The 23,736-nt window shown below is 74.0% G+C and carries 19 protein-coding genes and 2 pseudogenes; 6 read left to right on the top strand and 15 right to left on the bottom strand.

Annotated features, from left to right (window positions below):
* Positions 1-218, bottom strand: a pseudogene (locus tag HK417_RS18370) (endonuclease); the annotation flags it as partial.
* A gap of 224 nt (positions 219-442) precedes the next feature.
* Here HK417_RS18370 and deoC point away from each other — a divergent pair.
* From deoC to HK417_RS18345, 5 genes are all read left to right on the top strand, one after another.
* Positions 443-1,447, top strand: coding sequence for a deoxyribose-phosphate aldolase (gene deoC / locus HK417_RS18365; protein ID WP_222269249.1), 1,005 nt, complete (start codon positions 443-445; stop codon positions 1,445-1,447).
* Position 1,448: 1 nt separating this feature from the next.
* Positions 1,449-2,891 (top strand): aldehyde dehydrogenase family protein, encoded by a 1,443-nt coding sequence (locus HK417_RS18360; RefSeq protein ID WP_222269247.1) that lies wholly within the window; start codon positions 1,449-1,451, stop codon positions 2,889-2,891.
* Positions 2,891-3,757 carry an aldehyde dehydrogenase family protein gene (locus HK417_RS18355; protein ID WP_222269245.1) on the top strand — a complete coding sequence of 289 codons (867 nt, stop codon included), beginning with the start codon at positions 2,891-2,893 and terminating at the stop codon, positions 3,755-3,757. Before HK417_RS18360 ends, HK417_RS18355 begins: the two co-directional genes overlap by 1 nt.
* Before the next feature lie 321 nt (positions 3,758-4,078).
* Complete coding sequence (locus HK417_RS18350; protein WP_222269242.1) at positions 4,079-4,936, top strand: class I SAM-dependent methyltransferase; 858 nt, start codon at positions 4,079-4,081, stop codon at positions 4,934-4,936.
* Between the two features lie 60 nt (positions 4,937-4,996).
* Positions 4,997-6,433, top strand: coding sequence for a hypothetical protein (locus HK417_RS18345; protein ID WP_222269239.1), 1,437 nt, complete (start codon positions 4,997-4,999; stop codon positions 6,431-6,433).
* Positions 6,434-6,523: 90 nt separating this feature from the next.
* On the opposite strand, the gene HK417_RS18340 is transcribed toward HK417_RS18345, so the two are convergent.
* From HK417_RS18340 to HK417_RS18295, 10 genes are all read right to left on the bottom strand, one after another.
* Positions 6,524-8,083, bottom strand: a complete 1,560-nt coding sequence (locus HK417_RS18340) for a DEAD/DEAH box helicase (protein ID WP_222269236.1) — start codon at positions 8,081-8,083, stop codon at positions 6,524-6,526.
* A gap of 288 nt (positions 8,084-8,371) precedes the next feature.
* Positions 8,372-9,442 carry an adenosine deaminase gene (locus HK417_RS18335; protein ID WP_222269233.1) on the bottom strand — a complete coding sequence of 357 codons (1,071 nt, stop codon included), beginning with the start codon at positions 9,440-9,442 and terminating at the stop codon, positions 8,372-8,374.
* A gap of 67 nt (positions 9,443-9,509) precedes the next feature.
* A complete protein-coding gene (locus tag HK417_RS18330; RefSeq protein ID WP_222269230.1) occupies positions 9,510-10,331 on the bottom strand; it encodes an ABC transporter permease in 822 nt (273 codons plus the stop codon).
* Positions 10,328-11,239: an ABC transporter ATP-binding protein gene (locus HK417_RS18325; RefSeq protein WP_222269227.1), complete on the bottom strand. Its 912-nt coding sequence runs from the start codon at positions 11,237-11,239 to the stop codon at positions 10,328-10,330. Before HK417_RS18325 ends, HK417_RS18330 begins: the two co-directional genes overlap by 4 nt.
* 85 nt (positions 11,240-11,324) lie before the next feature.
* The gene (locus tag HK417_RS18320) at positions 11,325-12,599 is read right to left on the bottom strand and encodes a thymidine phosphorylase (RefSeq protein WP_222269224.1); all 1,275 of its coding nucleotides are present in this window, start codon (positions 12,597-12,599) and stop codon (positions 11,325-11,327) included.
* Positions 12,596-13,018, bottom strand: coding sequence for a cytidine deaminase (locus HK417_RS18315; RefSeq protein WP_222269221.1), 423 nt, complete (start codon positions 13,016-13,018; stop codon positions 12,596-12,598). Before HK417_RS18315 ends, HK417_RS18320 begins: the two co-directional genes overlap by 4 nt.
* A 15-nt stretch (positions 13,019-13,033) precedes the next feature.
* The gene (locus tag HK417_RS18310; RefSeq protein WP_222269218.1) at positions 13,034-14,308 is read right to left on the bottom strand and encodes an ABC transporter permease; all 1,275 of its coding nucleotides are present in this window, start codon (positions 14,306-14,308) and stop codon (positions 13,034-13,036) included.
* Positions 14,305-15,456, bottom strand: coding sequence for an ABC transporter permease (locus tag HK417_RS18305; protein WP_308123694.1), 1,152 nt, complete (start codon positions 15,454-15,456; stop codon positions 14,305-14,307). Before HK417_RS18305 ends, HK417_RS18310 begins: the two co-directional genes overlap by 4 nt.
* Entirely contained in the window at positions 15,453-16,997 is a 1,545-nt protein-coding gene (locus HK417_RS18300) for an ABC transporter ATP-binding protein (protein WP_222269215.1), read from the bottom strand. Before HK417_RS18300 ends, HK417_RS18305 begins: the two co-directional genes overlap by 4 nt.
* Before the next feature lie 182 nt (positions 16,998-17,179).
* Positions 17,180-18,241, bottom strand: a complete 1,062-nt coding sequence (locus HK417_RS18295; RefSeq protein WP_261327202.1) for a BMP family lipoprotein — start codon at positions 18,239-18,241, stop codon at positions 17,180-17,182.
* 228 nt (positions 18,242-18,469) lie between these two features.
* Here HK417_RS18295 and HK417_RS18290 point away from each other — a divergent pair, with 228 nt between their 5' ends.
* The gene (locus HK417_RS18290; RefSeq protein WP_222269212.1) at positions 18,470-19,801 is read left to right on the top strand and encodes a D-alanyl-D-alanine carboxypeptidase family protein; all 1,332 of its coding nucleotides are present in this window, start codon (positions 18,470-18,472) and stop codon (positions 19,799-19,801) included.
* 112 nt (positions 19,802-19,913) lie between these two features.
* Here the strand turns inward: HK417_RS18290 and HK417_RS25675 are convergent.
* The 4 genes and pseudogenes from HK417_RS25675 to hisC all read right to left on the bottom strand — a co-directional run.
* Positions 19,914-20,663: pseudogene (locus HK417_RS25675) on the bottom strand (YihY/virulence factor BrkB family protein); the annotation flags it as partial.
* 205 nt (positions 20,664-20,868) lie between these two features.
* Positions 20,869-21,465: a 2'-5' RNA ligase family protein gene (locus HK417_RS18285; RefSeq protein WP_222269209.1), complete on the bottom strand. Its 597-nt coding sequence runs from the start codon at positions 21,463-21,465 to the stop codon at positions 20,869-20,871.
* A gap of 40 nt (positions 21,466-21,505) precedes the next feature.
* A complete protein-coding gene (trpS, locus tag HK417_RS18280; protein WP_439957932.1) occupies positions 21,506-22,531 on the bottom strand; it encodes a tryptophan--tRNA ligase in 1,026 nt (341 codons plus the stop codon).
* Between the two features lie 27 nt (positions 22,532-22,558).
* Positions 22,559-23,683, bottom strand: a complete 1,125-nt coding sequence (gene hisC, locus HK417_RS18275; protein ID WP_222269206.1) for a histidinol-phosphate transaminase — start codon at positions 23,681-23,683, stop codon at positions 22,559-22,561.
* Between the last annotated feature and the right edge of the window lie 53 nt (positions 23,684-23,736).

Raw genomic sequence — 23,736 nt, 5'->3', positions numbered from 1 at the left:
AGCCGACCATGCCCGCGCAGCCAGGCCGGCATCGTCTTCAGCCCGTCGAACTCCGCCGCACCCGCCTTCTCACACTCCCGCACCGTGCGGGTCACCTCGGCGGCCAGCCGGTTCTGCACCTGCAAGAGATCTTTGAGCCGGACAAGCAACGTCGGCCCGAACATGCCCGAGAGGTCCTCGGCCGCCAGCGCGTCCAGGGCCGACTGCAACTCGCCCACGACACCTCCCGACAACTTCGAACGTGTGTACGAAGTCTATCGGTTCGAGGTGGCCTCCGCAGCATGATCCCCAGCTCAAAGCCGGTACCCACAGATCCCGACGTGGGGTTGACAGCATGCGGGGACGGCAGATCACGGGTGCACGGTCCGGACGACGAGGCCGGCCGGCAGGCGCCGACCTGGCGAACCGCAGTCCTGTCGGTGGGCAGTGGAGAATGCCCGACATGACCCACGTGCTCGACCCGAACGCGCTGGACGGCGCGGGCAGCCAGGACACCGCGCCGGGCACCCCGCCCGAGCCGTTCGCCGACGTGACCCGCTCCGGCGACGCCTTCCGGGCGTTCCTGCACGGGCTGCCCGGAGTCGACCAGGTCGGCGCGGAGATCCGGGCCAAGGTGCTCGGCACCCGGTCGATCAAGACCACCGCGAAGGCGTGGGCGATCGACACCGCGATCTCGATGGTCGACCTGACCACGCTGGAGGGCGCGGACACCCCCGGGAAGGTGCGGAGCCTCGCCGCCAAGGCACGTCGTCCCGACCCGGAGGACCTCACCTGCCCCTCGGTGGCCGCGGTCTGCGTCTACGGCGACCTCGCCGACGTCGCGAAGCGGGCACTGGAGGGCACCGACGTCCGCGTCGCCGCGGTGGCCACCGCCTTCCCCAGCGGCCGCGCCAGCCGCGCGGTGAAGCTCGCCGACGTCCGGGACGCCGTCGCCAACGGCGCCGACGAGATCGACATGGTCATCGACCGCGGCGCGTTCCTCGCCGGCCGCTACCTGGACGTCTTCGACGAGATCGTCGCGGTGAAGGAGGCCTGCGGGCCCGCGCACCTCAAGGTCATCCTGGAGACCGGCGAGCTCGTCACCTACGACAACGTGCGGCGGGCGAGCTGGCTGGCCATGCTCGCCGGCGGCGACTTCATCAAGACCTCCACCGGCAAGATCTCCCCGGCCTCGACGCTGCCCGTCTGCTTGGTGATGCTCGAGGCGGTCCGCGACTTCCGCGCCGCGACCGGCCGCCAGGTCGGCCTCAAGCCCGCCGGCGGCATCCGGACGACGAAGGACGCGATCAAGCACCTCGTCCTCGTCAACGAGACCGCCGGCGCCGACTGGCTGTCCCCCGACTGGTTCCGCCTCGGCGCCTCCAGCCTGCTCAACGACCTGCTCCTGCAGCGGCAGAAGCTCCGCACCGGCCACTACTCCGGCCCCGACCACGTGAGCGTCGACTGAGATGACCAGCTTGTTCGAGTACGCCCCCGCGCCCGAGTCGCGGTCGATCGTCGACGTCCGGCCCAGTTACGGCCTGTTCGTCGACGGCGAGTTCACCGACGGCACCGGCAGCACCATGAAGACGGTCAACCCGGCCACGGAGGAGGTGCTCAGCGAGGTCGCCGTCGGCAGCGGCGAGGACGTCGACCGCGCCGTCCGGGCCGCCCGCCGCGCCTTCACCCGGGTCTGGGGCCCGATGCGCCCGGCCGACCGCGGCAAGTACCTGTTCCGGATCGCCCGCCTGCTGCAGGAGCGCGCCCGGGAGTTCGCCGTCCTGGAGTCGCTGGACAACGGCAAGCCGATCCGCGAGTCCCGCGATTTCGACGTCCCGCAGGCCGCCGCGCACTTCTTCCACCACGCCGGCTGGGCCGACAAGCTCGACCACGCCGGCCTCGGCCCGGCACCGCGACCGCTCGGCGTGGCCGGCCAGGTCATCCCGTGGAACTTCCCGATGCTCATGCTCGCCTGGAAGATCGCCCCCGCGCTGGCCACCGGCAACACCGTCGTCCTCAAGCCGGCCGAGACCACCCCGCTCACCGCGCTGCTGTTTGCCGAGGTGTGCCAGCAGGCCGATTTGCCGCCGGGCGTGGTGAACATCGTGACCGGCGCCGGTGACACCGGCCGGTCCCTCGTCGCCCACCCCGACGTCGACAAGGTCGCGTTCACCGGCTCCACCGAGGTGGGCCGGGAGATCGCCCGCTCCGTCGCCGGCACGCAGAAGCGGCTGACCCTGGAGCTGGGCGGCAAGGCGGCGAACATCGTGTTCGACGACGCCCCGATCGACCAGGCCGTCGAGGGCATCGTCCGCGGCATCTTCTTCAACCAGGGCCACGTGTGCTGTGCCGGCTCTCGGCTGCTGGTGCAGGAGTCGGTGCACGACGAGGTGCTGGCCTCGCTGCAGCGTCGCATCGGCACGCTGCGCATCGGGGATCCGCTGGACAAGAACACCGACATCGGCGCGATCAACTCGGCCGAGCAGCTGGTGCGGATCCGCGAGCTGTCGGAGATCGGCGAGGCAGAGGGGGCGCAGCGCTGGCAGCCCGAGTGCACGCTGCCCGACCGGGGCTACTGGTTCCCGCCCACGGTGTTCACCGACGTCTCCGCCGCGCACCGCATCGCCCGCGACGAGGTGTTCGGGCCGGTGCTGTCCGTGCTCACCTTCCGCACCCCCGACGAGGCGGTCGCCAAGGCGAACAACACCACCTACGGGCTGTCGGCGGGGGTCTGGACGGAGAAGGGCTCCCGGATCCTTGCGATCACCGACCGGTTGCGCGCCGGGGTGGTCTGGGCCAACACCTTCAACGAGTTCGACCCCACCTCGCCGTTCGGCGGCTACAAGCAGTCCGGGTACGGCCGCGAGGGCGGCCGGCAGGGGCTCGCGGCCTACCTGCAGGGAGACCACTGATGAGCGACCGGCTGGCCGTGCGCAAGACCTACAAGCTCTACCTGGGCGGCGCCTTCCCCCGCTCGGAGTCCGGCCGCACGTACGAGGTGACCGACGCGCGGGGCCACTTCCTGGCCAACGCCGCCCGGGCCTCGCGCAAGGACGCCCGGGACGCCGTCGTGGCCGCGCGCGGCGCGTTCGCCATGTGGTCCGGCGCCACCGCCTACAACCGGGGCCAGGTGCTCTACCGGGTCGCCGAGGTGATGGAGGGCCGCGCCGCCCAGTTCGCCGAGGAGGTCGCGGCCGGCGAGGGGCTGTCGGCCGGCAAGGCGCGCGCCTCAGTCGACGCCGCGATCGACCGGTGGGTCTGGTACGCCGGGTGGACCGACAAGCTGGCCGGCGTCCTGGGCAGCAGCAACCCGGTCGCCGGCCCCTACTTCGGGTTCTCGGTGCCCGAGCCGACCGGGGTGGTCGCCGTCCTCGCGCCGCAGCGGAGCTCGCTGCTCGGGCTGGTGAGCGTGGTCGCGCCGGTGCTCGCGGCGGGCAACACCGCGGTCGTGGTCAGCTCGCTCGAGCGCCCGCTGCCGGCCATCACCCTGGGCGAGGTGCTGGCCACCTCCGACGTCCCCGGCGGCGTGGCCAACCTGCTCACCGGTGACGCCGCGGAGCTCGCCCCGTGGCTGGCCGAGCACGCCGACGTGGACGGGATCGACCTGGCGGGCGCACCCACACCGCTGGCCATGGAGCTGGAGCGCTCGGCCGCCGGCACGATCAAGCGGGTGCTGCGCACGCCGGCCGAGGAGCCGGACTGGACGGCGGACCCCGGGCTCTCCCGGATGCGCCCGTTCCTGGAGACGAAGAGCGTCTGGCACCCGATCGGCGTGTGAGAGCCCGACGACAGGGGCCTCACCCCGTCACCACAGGGCGCGCCGGGCGATCTCCGCCAGCTCCCGGGGGTCGGGCCGGGCGTCGGCGGGCTGGTCCGGCCAGCGCTCGACCACCCTGGTCGCCCAGTCCGCCCAGTCGTCGACCATCCGGTAAGGGCCGCACGCCCAGCAGGCACAGCAGCGCGAAGGACGTCGTGGTGAGCAGCGACGCCGGAGCAGGATCGTTCTCGACCATGGGGATCGAGCCTCTCGTTGACGCATCCGTCCCCGCGGAATAGACACCAGATGCTCCCCAAGGGACTACATGAGGCGGTGGCAGCCGTGGCGTTCACGTCGGTGGAGGTGCATCCGAGCAACGCCGAGCAGGCCCGGGCGTGGAACGGGGACGAGGGTGCCTACTGGGCGGCACACGTGGCGGCCTTCGAGAGTTCGGTGAGCAGCTACGACGGCCCTTTCGCCGCCGCGACCACGGTGACAGCCGGGGAGCGGGTCCTCGACGTGGGCTGCGGGGCCGGCGGGACCACCCTGGCGGCCGCCCGGCGAGCCGGTCCCACCGGCGACGCACTCGGCGTCGACCTCTCCGCGGCCTTGCTGGACGTCGCCCGGAGCCGCGCCAGGGCGGAGGGCATCGCGAACGTGCACTTCCTGCAGGCCGACGCCCAGGTCCACCCGTTCCCGACGGCCGGGTTCGACGTCCTCGTCAGCCGGATGGGCGCGATGTTCTTCGGCGACCCGGTCGCCGCGTTCACCAACCTGGCCCGGGCCGTCCGCCCCGGCGGCCGACTCGTGCTGCTCACCTGGCAGCCGCTCGACCGGAACGAGTGGCTGACCGCGGTACTGGCCGCCCTGGCCGCCGGCCGGACCCTGCCCGGGCCGCCGCCCGACGCGCCGGGCCCCTTCGGGCTCAGCTCACCCGACCGGGTCCACGACACGCTTGCGGCCGCTGGCTGGAGCGACGTCCGGTGCACCGGCGTGGAGGCGCCGGTGCAGTACGGCGACGACGTCGACAGCGCCCACGAGTGGGTCAGCGGGCGGATGTCCTGGCTGCTCGCCGACCTGGACGACGAGCGGAGGAGGCAGGCGCTGGAGGACCTCCGCCGCTCCATGCAGGAGCACCTGGAGCCCGGCGGCGTCCAGTACCCATCGGCCGCCTGGCTCGTCACCGCGCGCCGCCCCTGAGAGCGGAGCCGGACCGAGCCCGCTTCGCGAGCACACAGCTGGTACGGGCAGGATGGACCGGTGGCCAGGCCCAGCATCGTCCCGATCGCCCTCACCCTCGATGACCGCACCGGCTACACGCTGTGGGCTCCACCGTGGGAGGAGGACGGCGAGGAGTGGCAGGCGTTCCTCGGCAGCACCGTCGAGGACGACGACGAGGAGGGCGGCCCCACCGCCGTCGTCCACCTGTTCCCTTCCCCCGCCGCGCTCGCCGTGTTCTGCCGGACGGCGACCGACCACGACCTCGCCGACCACCCGGTCTGGCCGGTGGTGGCGACGCTCGGCGCCGAGGACCTGACCCCCGACGAGGACCACCGGTTCGATCTCGACGGCGTCTACGACGTGGTCGCGGAGAACCCGGACCGCTGGGCCGTCGAGGAGCTGGCCTCGGTGGTCGACATGGTGGGCCGGATCGCCGAGTGCTGCGACGCCGCCGGTGACGACGACCTGGACGACGACGAGGACGAGACCGCCTTCGAGAACGTCGCCGAGCTGGTCTCCCGCCCCGAGGTCGCCGCGCTCGGCATGGGGGTGCAGGCCTTCCTCGGCCGCGACGGCGAGGAGGCGTGGTCGCGCCTGGGCACCGCCGTCGACGAGCTGTGGGAGGACGTCCTCGAGGAGCTCGACGAGCACCTCGACTGGACCGGCGCCGGGACGGTCTCCCCGGACGACTACCCGCCGGCCAGCGAGGAGGCCCAGGCCCGCGCGGCGGAACCGGACGACCTCGAAGACAGCGACGTCACCCTCGTCGACGAGGACGACGAGGTGGAGGTCGTCGATGCCGCACCGGACGCCGCCACCCGCCGGCCGGCCGGGGCGACCGCCGTGGCGCCCGCCGACGTCACCGGAACCCGGACCATCGCCGGCAGTGGCCGGCTGAGCGCCAGCCCGGCCGCCGTCGCCGCGGCCCAGGAGTTCTGGGAGGCGGTCGGCATCCTGCCGGTGGAGCTCGTCGTCCCGGAGGGCGCCGGGCTGACGCTGCGCTGCTACGTGGAGGACCGGGCCCGGTTCCTCGGCCGGGAGGGCCGGGTCTTCCTCTTCCCCTCACCCGAGGAGCTGGCCCGGTTCTGCGCCGGCGACGAGCCGCACGACCTGACCGACATCGCGTCCTGGCCGGAGGTGGCCGACACCGACGTCCTGCCCCTGCCGGCCGACCAGGACCGCTACGACCTCCCCCAGTTCGGCGAGGTGCTCGACGAGGTCGCCGCCGGCGCCGGCGGGCTGGTGCAGCACGAGGCGCTGCTGCAGCCGGTCGAGGGCGTGCGGGACGTCGCCGAGTACGCCGGGCTGGCCCGGGTCGAGCAGCTGCTGTCTCCGGGCACGCCGCTGGGCCGGGCGGTGGCCCGCGGCGAGGCCGATCCGACCGCACCGCTGCCCGCCGAGGAGGCCGGTGCGCTCCGCGCCGCGTGGGACGACGTGGTCACCGAGGTCAGCGGGGCCCTGGCCTTCCGCACCTGAGAGAGGACCTCGAACGGCGACGGCCGGCCCCCGCGGTAGCGGGAGCCGGCCGTCGCCGTCTCAGACCCCCTCGCGAGGAGGGGGCCCTGTTCAGTAGGAGCGGGTCGGGCGGCCGCCGGAGCGCTGCCCGTCGCCCTGGCCGCGGTGGCCACCGGGACGCCGGTCCCGGTCACCGTGGGGGCGCTCGCCCTGCGGGCGGCCGCCGTACGAACGCTCACCGGAGGGCCGCTCGCCCTGCGGGCGGTCGCCGAAGGACCGGTCGCGGTCGCCGAAGGAGCGACGCGGAGCACTGCTGCGCCCACCGGGACGCTCGCCGTCACGACGCGGGCGACGCCCACCGGGACCGCCGGCCGGACGGCGCGACTCGCGCACCGGACGGACGACCGGCTCCACGAACGTGCCACCGGCGACGAGCTCGCCGATCGGCGCGTCACCCGGACGGACCCGGGTGACCTGCGGGTCGACCTTGGCCTGGCGGAACCGGCGCTTGGCCTGGCCCACCTGGTCGGGCAGGAGCAGCGAGACCACGACACCCGCGGCACCGGCGCGCGCGGTGCGGCCGGAACGGTGCAGGTAGGTCTTGTGGTCTGCCGGCGGGTCGTAGTGCAGGACCAGCGAGACGTCGTCGACGTGGATGCCGCGGGCGGCGACGTCGGTGGCCACCAGCACGGGGCTGCGGGCGTCGGTGAACGCCTCCAGCGCCCGGCGGCGCGCCGACTGGGGCAGGCCACCGTGAATCGCCTCGGCGTTGATGCCGACGGCCTGCAGGTTGCCGGCCAGCCGGTCGGCACCGTGCTGGGTGCGCACGAACACGAGGATCCGGCCCGGGCGGGAGGCCATCTGCTCGGCGACCTTCAGCTTGTCCGGGAAGGACACGCTGTAGGCCAGGTGCTCGGCAGCCGGGCCGGTGTCCTCCGCGCGGAGGACCTCGTGCCGGGCCGGGTCCTTGAGGTAGCGGCGGACCAGGGTGTCGACCTCGCCGTCCAGCGTGGCCGAGAACAGCAGCCGCTGGGCGTCGCGCCGGGTCTGGTCGAGCAGCTCCTTGACCACCGGCAGGAAGCCGAGGTCGGACATGAAGTCCGCCTCGTCGATGATCGAGACCTCGACCTCGGCGAGGGTGGCCTCGCCCTGGTTGATCAGGTCCTGCAGCCGGCCGGGGGTGGCGATCAGCACGTCCACGCCGCGGCGCAGCTGCTGGATCTGGCGGTACATCGAGGCGCCGCCGTAGACGGCGGCCATCTGCACGCCCATGGCCTGGCCGAGCGGGGCCAGGTTGTCGTGCACCTGCTGGGCCAGCTCACGCGTGGGCACGAGCACGAGGCCGCGGGCGGGGCGACGGCCCTGCCGCACGTCCGCGCCGATCCGGGCGAGCATCGGCAGGCCGAACGCGAGCGTCTTGCCCGATCCGGTGGCGGCCTTGCCGAGCACGTCGCGCCCGGCGAGGGCGTCGGGCAGCGCGGAGGTCTGGATGGCGAACGGGTGCCGGATGCCACGCCGCTCGAGCGCGGTCACCAGCTGGTGGGGCAGGCCCAGCTCGGCGAAGGTCGGGCCGGTGGGCTCGGGGGTCTCCTCGACCACGGCCGCGGCCGTGACCTCGGGGAGGTCGTTCTCAGGGGTGTTCTGGACGTCGACAGAGTCGAACGAGGACAAGCGGGGACTCCGATACAGATCGGTGCGCGTCCCGTGGTGGTGCAGGGACGCGGGAAGCCCGGCGTCCTCACTGGCGATCGTTCTGCGTCAGCGGTGACGCCGGATCTGCACGGATGCGCTCGTACCCGGACAGTTCCGTCCGGGAGGATGGCCGGCAGACGCCGACCCACACAGGTTAGCAGCGTCGGACCTGGGATGATTCCCGCACGTGGCGTGACCGACGACGCAGCGTCGCGATCCGGTCGGCCGCTGCGTCGACGTCCCCGCCGTCACGACCCGCCGCGGTGGTCAGGCGCGCAGCGCGGCGTACCCGGGTCGGACGACGTCGGCCAGCAGCCGCGCGCGCTCGGTGTCGTCCACGAAGGCGGCGGCGAGCGCCCGCTCGGCGACGGTCTGCACGTCGGTCCAGGTCCAGCCGAACGTCCCGGTCACCGCGGCCAGCTCACTGGTCGCCGAGACGCCGCTCATCAGCCGGTTGTCGGTGTTCAGCGTGACGGCGAACCCGGCCCGGTGCAGCCGGTCGACCGGGTGGGCGGCCAGCGACGGGTAGGCGCCGGTCTGCACGTTGGACGACGGCGCGACCTCCAGGACGACCTGCTCGTCCCGCACCCGCTGGGCCACCGGGCCGAGCGGGCCGTCCGGCAGGACCTCGTCGGCGATGCGCACCCCGTGCCCGAGCCGCTCCGCCCCGGCGCCGTCCAGCGCGGCGAGGATGGACGGGATGCCGGCCGCCTCACCGGCGTGCACGGTCCGGTGCGCCCCGGCCCGGTCGAGGACGGCGATCGCCTCCGGGATGCGGTCCGGCGGGAACCCGTCCTCGGGGCCGGCCAGGTCGAAGCCGACCACCCCGACGTCGAGGTGGCGGACGACCTGCTGGGCCACCTCCACCCACCGGTCGGCCTGGCGCATAGCGCACAGCAGGGTGCCGACGACGATCGGCCGGCCGGCCGCCGCGGCCTCGTGGGCGCCCTCGGCGTAACCGTCGAGCATGGCCTCGACGGCGGCCTCCAGCGGCATCGCGGTCAGCAGCTCGGGGGCCATCCGGACCTCGGCGTAGACGACGCCATCGGCGGCCAGGTCGAGGGCGCACTCCCGGGCGACCCGCTGGACGGCCTCGGGCCGCTGCATCACCGCCACGGTGTGCGCGAAGGTCTCCAGGTAGCGCACCAGCGACCCGGAGTCCGCGGCCTCGCGGAACCAGCGCCCCAACGCCTCCGGCTCGTCGGCGGGCAGGTCGCGGTAGCCCGCCTCCTCGGCCAGCTCGAGCACCGTGCCGGGCCGCAGGCCGCCGTCGAGGTGGTCGTGGAGCAGCACCTTCGGCGCGCGGGCGAGGGTCTCGGCGTTCAGCTCAGCGGGCACGACCCGACGGTACTGAACGTCACCCCGCGACCACCCAGCACGCCGGGGGACACGGCCGGCGAAGGTCTCAGCCGTCCCCGCGGTCCTGCCAGCGGAACGTGCGGACGCACAGCAGCAGCCCGACGACGCACCAGATGGCGAGCACGAGCGCGACCCGGCCCAGTTCCCACGAGCCGGCCGGCTCCTGGGCGACCATGCTCTCGGGGAGGAACACCGAGCGGAGCCCCTGGGCGAGCCACTTGACCGGGAAGACGGCGGCGATGTCCTGCAGCCAGCCCGGCACCTGGTGGAAGGGCATGAAGACGCCGGACACGAACTCCAGCACCAACGCGATCGGGGTGACCGTCGCCGAGGCGGACCGCCCGTTGCGGGCCAGCGTGGAGACGGCGATGCCGAGCAGCGTGCAGGCCCCCGCACCCAGCAGGGTCACCCAGCCGAAGGTGAGCCAGTCGCCGCCCGACGGCAGGTCGATGCCGTGGACGAGCACCCCGATCAGCAGCAGCAGCGCGAGCGTCGCGGCCGTGACGGCGAGGACCTGGACGACCTTGCCGACGAAGTAGGCGCTGGCCGGCATCGGGGTGCCGGCCAGGCTCTTGAGCGTCCCGTCGGACCGCTCGCCGGCGATGTGGATCGCCATGTTCTGCAGACTCGCGCCGACGATCCCAGCGGCGATCACCCCGGCCATGAAGTACTGCGGGAAGTCGATGCCCTCCCCCAGGTCGTAGTCGAGCACCGCGCCCAGGCCCAGTAGCAGGATCACCGGGAACAGCAGGGTGAAGACCACCGACTCGCGCTGGCGGAAGAACTCCTTCAGCTCCACGCCGGCGCGCGTGCGGTAGACCCGGGCCAGCGAGGGCAGCGCGGTCCGCTCGGCGGTGGTGGTGGTCATGCGCGGTCCCCGATCATCTTGAGGTAGGCGTCCTCCAGCGTCGGCCGGTTCACCCTCAGGTCGGGCACCTCACCGGGGAAGCGGGCGGCGAGCTCGGCGACCAGCGCGGTGGGGGTGGCGGTCTCGGCGGTGCGCCGGACACCGTCCTCGGTCCAGCTGACGACGGCGGGTGCCGTCCCCCGCCCGCCGAGGGAGGACGGGACGGCGACCTCGACCAGCCGGCCGCGGGCGATGACCCCGACCCGGTCGGCCAGCTCCTCGGCCTCGTCCAGGTAGTGGGTGGTCAGCAGCATGGTGGTGCCCAGGTCGCGCAGCGACCGGATGAGCCCCCAGAACTGGCGCCGCGCCTCCGGGTCGAAGCCGGTGGTCGGCTCGTCCAGGAAGAGCAGCCGGGGCCGCCCGACGATCCCGAGCGCCACGTCGAGCCGGCGCCGCTGGCCGCCGGACAGGGTGCGGCCGCGGGCACCGGCCTTCTCGGTGAGCCCGACCAGCTCCAGCACCTCGTCGGGGTCGCGGGGGTCGGCGTAGTAGGACCCCTGCGCCTGCAGCAGCTCGCGGCAGGTCAGCTGGCTGTCCCCGGCGCCGGACTGCAGCACGATCCCGAGGTCGGCCTTCCAGCGGCGGCCGCCGGTGGCCGGGTCGACCCCGAGCACGCGCACCTCACCGCCGTCGCGCCGCCGGTAGCCCTCCAGCACCTCGACGGTGGTCGTCTTGCCGGCCCCGTTGGGCCCGAGCAGCGCGAAGATCTCGCCGCGGCGGATGTCGAGGTCCAGGCCGTCGACGGCGGCGCGGTCGCCGTACTGCTTGACGAGGCCGCGGATGGAGATCGCGGCGTCGTCGTCCAACGGCTCCCTCTCGGGTCCCGCCGCGAGCGTGCGAGTGGTGGGGAAGAGGGGGTCCTTCTGCACGACAGGTCAGTGTCCTCCATGCCGCTGGGGCCCCCTGCAGGGTCCCGCCCCGAGCCGGCGAGGGGTGGGGGGGCCGGGGGCCCTGCTACAGCCGGTCGACGATCAGCGGCAGCGGGCGGTCGTCGGTGTCGACGCCGATCGCGCCCGCGAGCGCCTCCAGCGCCCGGGGGATGCGCGCGGCGTCGTCGGTCTGCAGCTCCAGCAGCGGCTGCCCGGCGGTGACCTGCTCCCCCACCCCCGTGGTCCAGGTGATCCCGGCCGCGGCGGACACCGGGTCCTCCTTGCGGGCCCGGCCGGCGCCCAGCCGCCAGGCGGCGACGCCGAGCGCGTAGGCGTCCAGCCGGGTGAGGGTGCCGGTCGCGGGGGCGGTCACCACGTGCCGTTCGGCCGGCTGCGGCAGCGGGGCGTCGGGGTCGCCGCCCTGGGCGCTGATCATGCGCCGCCACACGTCCATGGCCCGCCCGTCGGCGAGCGCCTCGGCGGGGTCGACGTCGTCCCGGCCGGCGCCGGCGAGCATCTCCCGGGCCAGGGCGACGGTGAGCTCGACGACGTCGGCCGGCCCGCCCCCGGCGAGGACCTCGACGGACTCGGCGACCTCCACGGCGTTGCCCGCCGCGCGGCCCAGCGGGCGGTCCATCGCGGTGACCAGCGCCACCGTGCGCACCCCGGCCGCCTCCCCGAGCCCGACCATGGTGCGGGCCAGCTCCCGGGACGAGTCGACGTCCTTCATGAACGCCCCCGAGCCGGTCTTCACGTCCAGCACCAGCGCGTCGGCGCCCTCGGCGATCTTCTTGCTCATGATCGAGCTGGCGATCAGCGGGATCGACTCGACCGTGCCGGTCACGTCCCGCAGCGCGTACAGCCGCTTGTCCGCCGGCGCGAGGTCGTTGCCCGCCGCGCAGATGACCGCGCCGACGTCCCGCAGCTGCTGCACGTACTCGGCGTCGGTCAGCGACGCCCGCCAGCCGGGGACCGACTCCAGCTTGTCCAGCGTGCCGCCGGTGTGGCCGAGCCCCCGGCCGGACAGCTGGGGCACCGCGACGCCGCAGGCGGCGACCAGCGGTGCGAGCGGCAGGGTGGTCTTGTCGCCGACCCCGCCGGTGGAGTGCTTGTCCGCGGTGGGCCGGCCCAGCGAGGACAGGTCCTTGCGGACGCCGGAGTCGATCATCGCCTGCGTCCAGACGGCCAGCTCGTCCGGCGTCATCCCGCGGAAGAAGACCGCCATGAGCAGCGCGCTCATCTGCTCGTCCGGCACCGCCCCGGCGGTGTACGCGCCGATCACCCAGCGGATCTGCTCCGGGCTCAGCGGCTGCCCGTCCCGCTTGGCGCGGACGACGTCGATCGCGTCGAACGCGGTCATACACGCCCCTCGCGCTCGGCGGCGGCGACCAGGTCGTCGGGACCGAACGCGTCGGGCAGCACCTGGCTCATCGGCACGATGCCCAGCGACACCGTCTCGAGCAGCATCGTGGCGCCGCCGTGCTCCCACAGCAGCTGTCGGCAGCGGCCGCAGGGCATCAGCGGCTGCCCGTCCCCGCCGACGCAGGCCACCGCCACCAGCCGGCCGCCGCCGGTGCGGGCCAGGTCGCTGACCATGCCGCACTCGGCGCACAACCCGAGCCCGTAGGAGGCGTTCTCGACGTTGCAGCCGGTCACCACCCGGCCGTCGTCGACCAGCCCGGCGACCCCGACGGGGAACGTCGAGTAGGGCACGTACGCGTGCGTCATCGCCTCGCGGGCGGCGGTGCGGAGCGCGTCCCAGTCGACCTGCGGTGTCATCGGGTCGCTCCCATGTCAGTGCTCTCCTCGTCGGTAGACCAGCCCGTCGGCCTTCGGCATCCGTAGTCGCTGGGAGGCCAGCGACAGCACCAGCAAGGTGACCAGGTGCGGGGTGAAGGAGACGATGCCCGTCGGCAGCTCCTCGATGGTCAGGTAACCGACCAGCGCGGCCGCGGCGAAGACCAGGGCGAGCACGCCCTGCACCACCCGCCGGCGGGCCAGCTGCCAGATGCAGATGGCCACCAGCAGCACCGCGACCAGCAGCAGCAGGGCGACCACCGCGCTGCGGCTGCGCAGTTGCAGCCCGTCGGCGAAGCCGAACAGCAGCGCACCGCCGGTGAGTCCGCCGGGCCGCCAGTTGCCGAAGATCAGCGCCGCGAGGCCGATGAAGCCGCGGCCGTTGGTCTGGCCCTCCCGGTAGATGTTCGCGATGAACACCAGGACGACGCCGCCCAGCCCGGCCAGCGCGCCGGAGATGATCACGGCGATGTACTTGATCCGGTACACCGCGACGCCGAGGGAGTCCGCGGCGGCCGGGTTCTCCCCGCACGACCGCAGCCGCAGCCCGAACGCGGTGCGCCACAGCAGCAGGTAGGTCGCCGGCACCAGCAGCACCGCGATCAGCGTCAGCACGCCCACCCCGGTGGTGAAGCCGCGCAGCACCCCGGCCAGGTCGCTGATCAGGAACCAGTGCAGCTCCTCCAGCTCGCCGAGCAGGTCCGGCCCGCTGGAGAGCACCGGCACGGAGAACGACGGCGGCCGGCTCGCCATCCCCGGCGACTGGGTGATGCCGGCGCCGTCGTCCCGCCCGGTGTAGACCGACTCGGAGAGGAACCGGACGACGCCCGCGGCGAGGATGTTGATCGCCACCCCGGAGATCACGTGGTCGACCCCGAAGGTCACCGTGGCGACGGCGTGGAGCAGCCCGCCCAGCGCGCCGAACAGCAGTCCGCCGACGATCGCCGCCTGCCAGCCCCACTGGTAGCCGGCGTACCCGGCCCCCCAGGTGCCCAGGATCATCATGCCCTCGAGGCCGATGTTGACCACGCCCGCGCGCTCGGCGTACAGCCCGCCCAGCGCCACCAGCAGGATCGGCGCGGTCAGCAGCAGGGCGGCGGAGAACGTCGAGGACGACGTCAGCGCGTCCTCGCCGCTGACGACCCGCACCACCGAGATGAGCACGAGCAGCACGGCGACCCCGAGCCAGACGCGGCGGGCGCCGGCCAGACCGCGGAGGCGACCGCCCACCCCGGACGGCGCCGAGGTGTCCGTCGACATCGTCGTGCTCATGAGGTGACCTCCTGGGCGGCCGGCTGCTGCGCCTGCGGCGCCGGCGCGCTCGGCGCCTGGCGGCTGGCCCGCTCGGCCGCCCGGCGGCTCAGCCGCCGGGCGATCTCGTTGGCGACGACCACCGCGAGCACGATCGTGCCCTGGATGATCGTGACGACCGAGGACGGGAGCTGGGCTGCCTGCAGCGGCACCGAGGCCCGGTCGAGGAAGGCGTAGAGCACCGCGGCGAGGGCGATGCCGGCGGGGCTGTTGCGGCCCAGCAGGGCGACGGCGATGCCCAGGAAGCCCAGCCCGGAGGTGAAGTCGCTGTTGTACTCGTACGTCCGGCCGAGCAGGTCGGGCAGCCCGATGAGCCCGGCGACCGCCCCGGACAGCAGCATGGTCTTCACGACCATGCCCCGGGCGTCGACGCCGCTGGCGCTGGCCGCCGACGGCGAGAGGCCGGTGGCCCGCAGGTCGAAGCCGAACCGGGTCCGCTGCAGCAGCACCCACACCAGGACGCCGACCACCACCGCCACCAGCAGGAAGCCGTACAGCTGCCGCGGCGGGTTGGCCAGCCCGAGGACGTCGAAGACCCCGTTGAGCCCGCCGATCCGGCCGGACTCGGGGATCTCCGCGGTGGCGACGATCGAGGCGCCCTCCGGGCTGCCCCGGAACGGCCCGGTGAGCAGGTAGGAGGCCAGGCCCAGCGCGATCGTGTTCAACATGATCGAGCTGATCACCTCGCTCACGCCGCGGGTGACCTTGAGGACGGCGACGATCCCGGCCCACAGCGCCCCGACGACCATCGCGACCGCGATGATCAGCGCGACGTGCAGCGGCCCGGGCAGGACGACGGCGGCGCCCACTGTCGCGGCGATGATCGTGGCCATCCGGTACTGGCCCTCGACACCGATGTTGAACAGCCCCATCCGGAACCCGATCGCCACCGCCAGGCCGGCGAGGAACAGCGGCAGCGCCCGGTTGAGGACGGCGACGATCTGGGTGACCTGCTGGCTGGGGGTGTCCCCGAAGTCCACCATCACCGTCAGCACCCGGAACGGGTTGACCCCGAGCGCGCCCATCACCAGCCCGGAGATGGCCAGCGCGATGAGCAGCGCCATCGCGGGGGCCAGCAGGACCGCGCCCCACCGGCTCAGCACGCTCACGCCGCACCCGCCGGGGACGGGTGGTGCCCGCCGGTCATGTGCCCGCCGAGCTCCTCGGGGGTGACCGAGCGGGGGTCGACGGTGGCGACCAGCTGCCCGCGCAGCATGACGTGCAGGGTGTCGGACAGGCCGATCAGCTCCTCGAGGTCGGCGGAGACCAGGACGATGGCCATCCCCTCGGCGCGGGCGTCCTTCAGCAGCTCCCAGATGACCGCCTGGGCGCCGACGTCGACGCCCCGGGTCGGATGGGCGGCCAGCAGCACCCGCGGGTGCGCGCTCATCTCCCGCCCGACGATGAGCTTCTGCTGGTTGCCGCCGGAGAGGGCGACGGCGAGGGTGTCCGGGTCGGGCGCGCGGACGTCGTAGTCCCGCATGATCCGCCCGGTGTCCTCCCGGGCCGCCTTCCGGTCGATGAACCGGCCGTTGCCCGCCGGCGGGCGGGTCTGGTGACCGAGGATGCGGTTCTCCCACAGCGGGGCCTCCAGCAGCATCCCCTGCCGGTGCCGGTCCTCGGGGATGAAGCCGATGCCGCTCTCCCGCCGGCGGCGGGTCGACCAGCCGGTGACGTCCTGCCCGCCGAGGCTCACCGTGCCGGCGGAGGGCAGGCGCAGGCCCAGCAGCGCGTCGATCAGCTCGGCCTGGCCGTTGCCCTCGACGCCGGCGATCCCGACGACCTCGCCCTCGCGGACGGTCAGCGTGACGTCCTCCACCACGGCCCGGCCGCCCCCGGCACCGGGCACGGTGAGCCCGCGGACCTCGAGCACGGGCACCTCGCGAACCGTGGACTCGCGGGTGGCCGGGGTGGGCAGCTCGGCGCCGACCATCATCTCGGCGAGCTGCCGGGCGGTCGTCGTCCGCGGGTCGGCGGTGCCCACCGTCGTCCCCCGCCGGATGACGGTGATGGAGTCGGCGACCTTCCGGACCTCGTCGAGCTTGTGCGAGATGAAGATGACCGTGAGGCCCTCGCGCTTGAGCTCGGCCAGGTTGCCGAACAGCTCGTCGACCTCCTGGGGCACGAGGACGGCGGTGGGCTCGTCGAGGATCAGCGTGGTCGCGCCCCGGTAGAGCACCTTGGCGATCTCGACCCGCTGCCGGTCGCCGACGCCGAGGTCCTCGACCAGCGCGTCGGGGTCCAGCCCGAGGGAGTAGCTGTCGGAGATCTCCCGGATGCGGCGGCCCGCGGTGGCCCGGTCCAGCCGGCCGCCCCGGGTCGGCTCGCTGCCGAGGACGACGTTCTCCAGCACGGTGAAGTTGTCGGCCAGCATGAAGTGCTGGTGCACCATGCCGATGCCGGCGGCGATCGCGTCGTTGGGGCTGCGGAAGTGCACCTCGCGGCCGTCGACGAGGACCTGCCCCTCGTCCGGGCGGTGCATCCCGTACAGCGTCTTCATCAGCGTGGACTTGCCGGCACCGTTCTCGCCGACGATGGCGTGCACCTCGCCCCGGGCGACGCGCAGCTCGATGTCCTTGTTCGCGACGACGCCGGGGAAGCGCTTGGTGATCCCGCGCAGCTCCACCGCGAGCGGTGTCGACTCGTCCAATCCTGTCTCCTCGGGGCCGGTGCGGTGGGGGCGGCCGCGGCGGGGGTCCTCCCGACCGCGCCCGACGGCGTCCTCACTCGACGCCGAGACCGTACACACGGAAAACGGCGGGTCCGGGGCCTGTGGCGCCCCGGACCCGCCGCCTTCCGTCCGTGCTCAGGAACTGCTTCCCGCCGAGCGCGTCACGGGGTGGTCGGGACCTCGATCTCGCCGCCGACGATCTGCTGCTCGAAGGTGTCCAGCTGGGCGGAGATGTCGTCGATCTTCCCGCCGGAGGTGGACAGGCCGACGCCCTCGGACTCGAGGTCGGCGACCCGGTCCTCGCCGCCGGTCACGTTGCCCTCGGAGTAGTCGGTGATGAACTGCTGGATCGCGTTGTCGACCCGCTTGAGGACGGAGGTCATGATGACCGCCTGCAGCGCCGGGTCACCGATGGTCTCGTACTGGTCCGAGTCGACGCCGATGGCCTGGCCGCCGGCCTCGGCCGCCGCGCGGAACACGCCCTGCCCGGAGGCGCCCGCGGCGTGGTACACGATGTCCGCCCCGCCCTGGTACATGCCCTGGGCCAGCGTGTAGCCCTTGGCCGGGTCGGAGAAGCCGGAGAAGTCGCCGGCCGGCGAGATGTACTGGACGTCGACCTGGATGCCCGGCTTGGCGGCCTGGGCGCCGGCGACGTAACCGGCCTCGAACTCCTGGATCAGCGGCGACTCGACGCCACCGACGAAGCCGATGTGGTTGGTCTGCGACTTCAGCGCCGCGGCCACGCCGCCGAGGAAGGAGCCCTCGTTGGCGGCGAACAGCAGGCCGGTCACGTTGTCCAGCCCGGCGTCGGCGACCGAGGAGTCGACGATCGCGAACGTCGTCTCGGGGTACTGCGGCGCCACCTCGGCGATCGCGTCGGCGAAGGCGAAGCCGACCCCGATGACCGGGTTCGAGCCGTCGTCGGCCAGCTGCGTGAGCAGGTCGACGCGGTTGGAGGCGTCGGCGTTCGGCGTGAGGTCGGTGACCGTGCCACCCAGCTCCTCCACGGCGGCCGAGGCGCCGGCGTAGGCGGAGTCGTTGAACGACTTGTCGCCGCGGCCGCCGGTGTCGTAGGCGATGCCGACCTGCAGCTCGCCACCGCCCTCGGCGCTGGTGCCGGCGCTGCCGCCGCCGGCCTCGGGCTCGTCACTGGCACAGGCGGCCAGGGCCAAGCTGCCGGCCAGCAGCAACGCCGCGGCCTTCATCCCACGCGCTCGGCGCAAGACGGTCTCCTCTCTCGGGGGCCGTGGACGACATCGGTCGACCGCGTCCCGCTTCGGTGGATGTGCTCGCGTCCCCGCGCCGTCCGGCTCCCGCGTGCACGGTCCGGCCAGGCGACGGCGACTCCGGCACGCTAACGGCGGGCGGGAGCGGCACAGGTACCGGGAACCGGATAGAGACCCGATCGTTGCGTACCCCGCCGGCCCGCCCGGCGGTCTAGCGTCCGGGCCATGGCACTGCTCCAGGCCGTCCGGCGCACCGCCGCGGGCCTCGCGGTGGGGCTGGTCGTGCTGGGCACCGCCGGCCCCGCGCTCGCCGAGGACGTTCGGCCCACGGTCGACCCCTCCGCGCCCTCCCCCACCGCCCCGTACGAGAACGGCCCGCCCCAGGGGTACGCCCCCGACGGCAGCACGGTGGGCGGGGAGGGACTGAACACCCGCGGGCTGGTCACCGCCGCCGGGGCGCCGCCGCTGCCGGAGGGGATCGACGCGCGCGGGTGGCTGGTCGCGGACGCGACCAGCGGTGCGGTGCTCGGTGCGCAGGACCCGCACGGCCGCTACTACCCGGCGAGCACGCTCAAGACCCTGACGCTGCTCACCCTCGCGCCGGTGCTCGACCACGACCTGGTGGTCGAGGGGACGGAGGAGGACGAGGGGATCGAGGGCAGCCGGGTCGGCCTCGTGCGCGGCGGCCAGTACTCCGTGGACCTGCTGTTCCGGGCGCTGATGATGCAGTCGGGCAACGACGCGGCGAACGCCCTGGCCCGCGCGGCCGGTGGGGTGGAGAGCGCTGTCGCCGCGATGAACGAGACGGCGGAGCGGCTCGGCGCCGCGGACACCGTGGCCGGGACGCCGTCCGGGCTGGACGTCGCCGGCCAGTCCTCCTCGCCCTACGACCTGGCGCTGATCATGCGGCAGCTGGTGGCCGACCCGTACACCCTCGACGTGCTGCAGACCCGGACCGCGCAGATGCCGCCCGTCCCCGGCGTGTCCGAGGGGTACCAGATCCAGAACGAGGACACCCTGCTCGACACCTACCCCGGCACGCTGGGAGGGAAGAACGGGTTCACCGACGCGGCCCGGCACACCTTCGTCGCCGCCGCGGAGCGGGACGGGCGGCGGCTGGTGGTCAGCGTCATGCAGGCCGAGCGGTTCCCGGTGAGGGCCCGGGACCAGGCGGCCCGGCTGCTGGACTGGGGGTTCGCCGTCCCGGCCGACGCGCAGGGGGTGGGGCGGCTGGTCGACCCCGGGGAGGTGCAGACGGTCGCCGTCGCGGAGGGGTCCGAGTCCGCCGACGGAGAGCTCTCGGCCGAGGACGCCGCGGCCCTGTCGGCGTCGGCGGAGGGCACGCGCGGACCCGACGTGGCGCTGGTCAGCGCGAGTGACGACCCCCGGTCGCCGTGGGTGGCGATCGCCCTGGCGGCGGGCGCGGTCGGCATCGTCACCGCGACCGTGATGGGGCGCCGGCGGGCGGTGCACCGCGTCCCGCCGAGCGGGCCAGCAGCCGGCCCGCCACCGCACCTGTCACCATCCCGGCACCCAGCAGACCCAGGGCCACCCTGACCGGGGACGGGCGGGAGCGCGGCTCGCCGGTCGCTGCCGGGACGCCCGGTTCCGGCGCCGGTTCCGGCTCGGCGGGGGAACGCACCCGCTCGATCGCCGGGATCGTCGCCGTCCACGACGCGGTGTAGAACGCGAACCGGGCGACCACGTTGATCCAGACGATCAGGCCGACGATCCCGCCGAGGGTCTGCGCGGTCACGTTGTCGCCGATGATGCTCAGGTACGCGTTGCCGACCAGCTTGAGCAGCTCGAAGCCGACCGCGCCGAAGACCGCACCGGGCAGCAGCTGCCGCACGCCGAACGGGTTGTCCGGCACCCCCTTGAGGACCCAGAGGAACACCAGGGTGTCACCGAGCAGCGCGAGCAGGATCGCGATCCCGGCGGTGAGCAGGAAGAACCCGGGGACGAGGTCCAGCCCCAGCCACTCGAGCAGCCGGGACGACGCGGCGGTGGCGGTCGTGGTCAGTCCGACGCTCATCCCCCCGGCGACGCCCAGGCCGAGCAGCGCACCGAGGTCGCGGAGCCGGTCGAGGAGGAAGTCGGGTGGGTCGGGCCGGCCGCGCCAGACGACGTCCATGCCCACCCGGAGCTTGTCGACCGCCCCCAGCCCGATGAACAGGAAGCCGAGCAGGCCCAGCACCCCGACCACGCCGCGGGAGTCGATGGCGCCGTCCACCTGGTCCGCGAGCCGCTGCCCGGTGTCCCCGGGCACCGTGTTCTGGATGCCCTGGATCAGGCGTTGCTCCAGCAGCGGGTTCCCCGACAGCACGTAGCCGGCGACGGAGGCGGCCAGCAGCAGCACCGGGAACAGCGCGAGGAAGACGTAGTAGGTGACCCCGGCGGCCAGCAGGTCGCCCTGCACGCGGTTGTAGTGGCCGCCGGCGTGCACCAGGTGGTCCAGCCACGGCCACCGGTCCCGGGACCGGCGGAGGACCCCCCGGGCGCCGGCGGCGGCCCGGCCGAACACGTTCCCGCCGGGACCGGGAGCCGGGGCAGGGGTCCGCGGCTCGCTCACCGGTCGAGTGTCCCGGCTGACGATCACGCCCGCCCGGCGGCCGCGGTGCGGCTCAGCCGGCGCCGGGCCCGGTGAGCGGGTACTCCTGGGACACCGCCCAGGCGCCGTCGGGCAGCTGCTCGAACTCGGTGAACGACTCGACCCGGAACTCGACGTGCAGGTCGGCCAGGCCGGCGTAGGCCAGGTCCAGCATGTCGGCGGGCACGTCGTGGGCCACCGTGACGTGCGGGTGGTACGGGAAGTTGAGGGAGCGGGCGAGCGGGCCGCTGCGCACGTCGGCGGCGATCTGCTCGCAGTAGGCGATGCCCCGCGCGACGGCGACGAACACCACCTCGGACACCGGCCGGAAGGTGCCCGTGCCCGACAGGTGCATGTCGAAGGCCGGGTGCGCGGCGGCGACCCGCGCCAGGTGGTCGCTGATGGCCTGCCGGTCGCTCATCGCCACCTCGGTGGGCGGCAGCAGGGTCACGTGCGGGGGCACCAGGCTGGCCTGCGGGTCGCCGCACTTGCTGCGCCACTCGACGAACAGCTGCGCCCAGGGCTCGGGGATCGACACGACCACACCCAGGACGGCGGTGTCCCGGGACCGGCGGGGAGCTCCGAGGTCGTGGACGAAGGTGTCGTCGGCGCGGAAGGGGCGCTCGGTCACGCGCCCTCCCCGCTCGTCGGCCCCGCGGCCGCACACGTGCTCACCGCGCTGCGCCTCCGGGGAGCAGGAAGCCGACCCGGTCGTACACCGTGGCCAGCGTGGCGGCCGACACCTCGCGCGCCCGGGCGGCGCCGGCGGCCAGGACCCGCTCCAGCTCGGCGGGGTCGTCGAGCAGCTCGCGGGTGCGCTGCTGGATCGGGGCGAGCGCCTCGGTGACGACCTCGACGAGCTCCTTCTTCAGGTCGCCGTAGCCGCGGCCGGCGAAGTGCTCCTCCAGCTCGGCGGTGCTCCGGCCCGACAGCGCCGAGTGGATGGCCAGCAGGTTGGTGACGCCGGGCTTCTCCACCGGGTCCGCGACGACCTCGCGCCCGGTGTCGGTGACCGCCGACCGGATCTTCTTCGCGGTCACCTTGGGGTCGTCGAGCAGGTTGATGCAGCCGGCCCGCGGCAGGCTCTTGCTCATCTTCTTGTCCGGCGACTGCAGGTCGAGCACCTTGGCCGCACCCGGCGGGGTGAACGCCTCCGGCAGGACGAAGGTCTGCCCGTACCGGCCGTTGAACCGGGTCGCGAGGTCGCGGGTGAGCTCCAGGTGCTGCTTCTGGTCCTCACCGACCGGCACCCGGGCGGCCTGGTAGAGCAGGATGTCCGCGGCCTGCAGCACCGGGTAGGTGAACAGGCCCACGCTGGTGCTCGCCGTCCCCTGGCGCTGGCTCTTGTCCTTGAACTGGGTCATCCGGCCGGCCTCGCCGAACCCGGTCAGGCACTCCAGGACCCAGGACAGCTGGGTGTGCTCGGGCACGTGGCTCTGCACGAACAGCGCGCTGCGCGCCGGGTCGACCCCGAGCGCGACGAGCTGGGCGGCGGAGACCAGCGTGCGCCGCCGGAGCACCGCGGGGTCGGGCTGCTCCATGGTGATCGCGTGCAGGTCCACGACGCAGTAGAAGGCGTCGTGGTCGTCCTGCAGGCTCACCCACTGCTTGAGGGCACCCAGGTGGTTGCCGAGGTGGAACGAGTCCGCCGTCGGCTGGATGCCGGACAGCACGCGGGGAGCAGACACGTCGCCCATCGAACCACGCGCCCCGGAGGCCTCTGCTCAGGCTCCGGCAGCGGTCGTGGAGAGGCTGCTCAGGACGTCGTCCAGCGCGCCGAGGAAGACGTCGTCCTCCTCGGGGGTGCCGACCGTGACCCGCAGCCCCTCGCCGGCGAAGGGGCGGGTGATCACCGCGCGCCCCTCCAGCCCGGCGGCGACCTCCGCGGTGCGCTCCCCCAGCGGCAGCCACACGAAGTTCGCCTGGCTGTCGGCGACCGGCAGGCTCCGCTCGCGCAGCGCCGCGGTGAGCCGCGCCCGCTCCTCGACCACGGCCGCGCAGCGGCGGCGCACCTCGTCCTCGCTGGCCAGGGCCGCCACCGCCGCGGCCTGGGCGAGGGTGTTGACGCTGAAAGGCACGTGCGTTCGGCGGACGGCGTCGGCGACCGCGACGTCCTCGGCCAGCAGGTAGCCGATCCGCAGCCCGGCCAGCCCCCACGCCTTGGAGAAGGTGCGCAGCACGGCGACGTTGGACCGCCCGCGCATCAGCTCGACGCCGTCGGGGACGTCGGGGTCGGTGACGAACTCCCGGTAGGCCTCGTCCAGCACGACGAGCGTGTCGCCAGGGACCGCGTCCAGGAAGCGCTCCAGCTCCGCGCGGCGCACCGCCGTCCCGGTGGGGTTGTTCGGGTTGCAGACGAACACCAGCCGCGTGCTGTCGTCGATCGCGGCGGCCAGCGCCTCGAGGTCGTGGGTGTCGGCGGCGCCGCCGGGCGTGCCGGGGACCAGCGGCACCTGCCGGCTCCGCGCGCCGGCCACCTGGGCCAGCAGCGGGTACATCTCGAAGGACCGCCAGGCGAAGGCGATGGTGGTGCCCGGGTCGTTGTAGGCCTGGGCCAGCTGCTGGCAGAGGGTGACCGCACCGCAGCCGGTCGCCACCTGCGCCGGCTCGACGCCGTAGCGCTCGGCCAGCCTGGCGGTCAGGACGACGGCGCCGTTGTCGGGATAGCGGTTGGTCTCCCCCGCCGTCGCCGAGATGGCCTGCAGGACGGCGGGCAGCGGCGGGAACGCGACCTCGTTGCTGGCCAGCTTGACCGCGCGCTCGACCCCGATCTCCCGGGCCAGGTCGGCCGGGTTGCGGCCCGGCTTGTAGGCGGGCATCGCAGCGACGGTGGGACGGGGGCTGACCACGGGGCTCCTCCTCCGCGCGGCCGGCCGCCCCCCGGCGGGGTGCTGTCTAGGCT

Origin of the sequence: Modestobacter marinus, assembly GCF_019799945.1 — a bacterium.
Taxonomy (GTDB): domain Bacteria; phylum Actinomycetota; class Actinomycetes; order Mycobacteriales; family Geodermatophilaceae; genus Modestobacter; species Modestobacter marinus_B.
Note: the sequence above shows the minus strand (reverse complement) of the source record. Positions and strands in the feature narration are given on the sequence as shown.

What these genes read in the sequence shown, in the direction of transcription:
- HK417_RS18315 (WP_222269221.1), bottom strand. Translation starts at nt 13,018, where the DNA reads ATGACACCGCAGGTCGACTGGGACGCGCTCCGCACCGCCGCCCGCGAG.
- HK417_RS18290 (WP_222269212.1), top strand. Translation starts at nt 18,470, where the DNA reads ATGGCACTGCTCCAGGCCGTCCGGCGCACCGCCGCGGGCCTCGCGGTG.
- deoC (WP_222269249.1), top strand. Translation starts at nt 443, where the DNA reads ATGACCCACGTGCTCGACCCGAACGCGCTGGACGGCGCGGGCAGCCAG.
- HK417_RS18310 (WP_222269218.1), bottom strand. Translation starts at nt 14,308, where the DNA reads ATGAGCACGACGATGTCGACGGACACCTCGGCGCCGTCCGGGGTGGGC.
- HK417_RS18330 (WP_222269230.1), bottom strand. Translation starts at nt 10,331, where the DNA reads ATGACCACCACCACCGCCGAGCGGACCGCGCTGCCCTCGCTGGCCCGG.
- trpS (WP_439957932.1), bottom strand. Translation starts at nt 22,531, where the DNA reads ATGGGCGACGTGTCTGCTCCCCGCGTGCTGTCCGGCATCCAGCCGACG.
- HK417_RS18320 (WP_222269224.1), bottom strand. Translation starts at nt 12,599, where the DNA reads ATGACCGCGTTCGACGCGATCGACGTCGTCCGCGCCAAGCGGGACGGG.
- HK417_RS18355 (WP_222269245.1), top strand. Translation starts at nt 2,891, where the DNA reads ATGAGCGACCGGCTGGCCGTGCGCAAGACCTACAAGCTCTACCTGGGC.
- HK417_RS18360 (WP_222269247.1), top strand. Translation starts at nt 1,449, where the DNA reads ATGACCAGCTTGTTCGAGTACGCCCCCGCGCCCGAGTCGCGGTCGATC.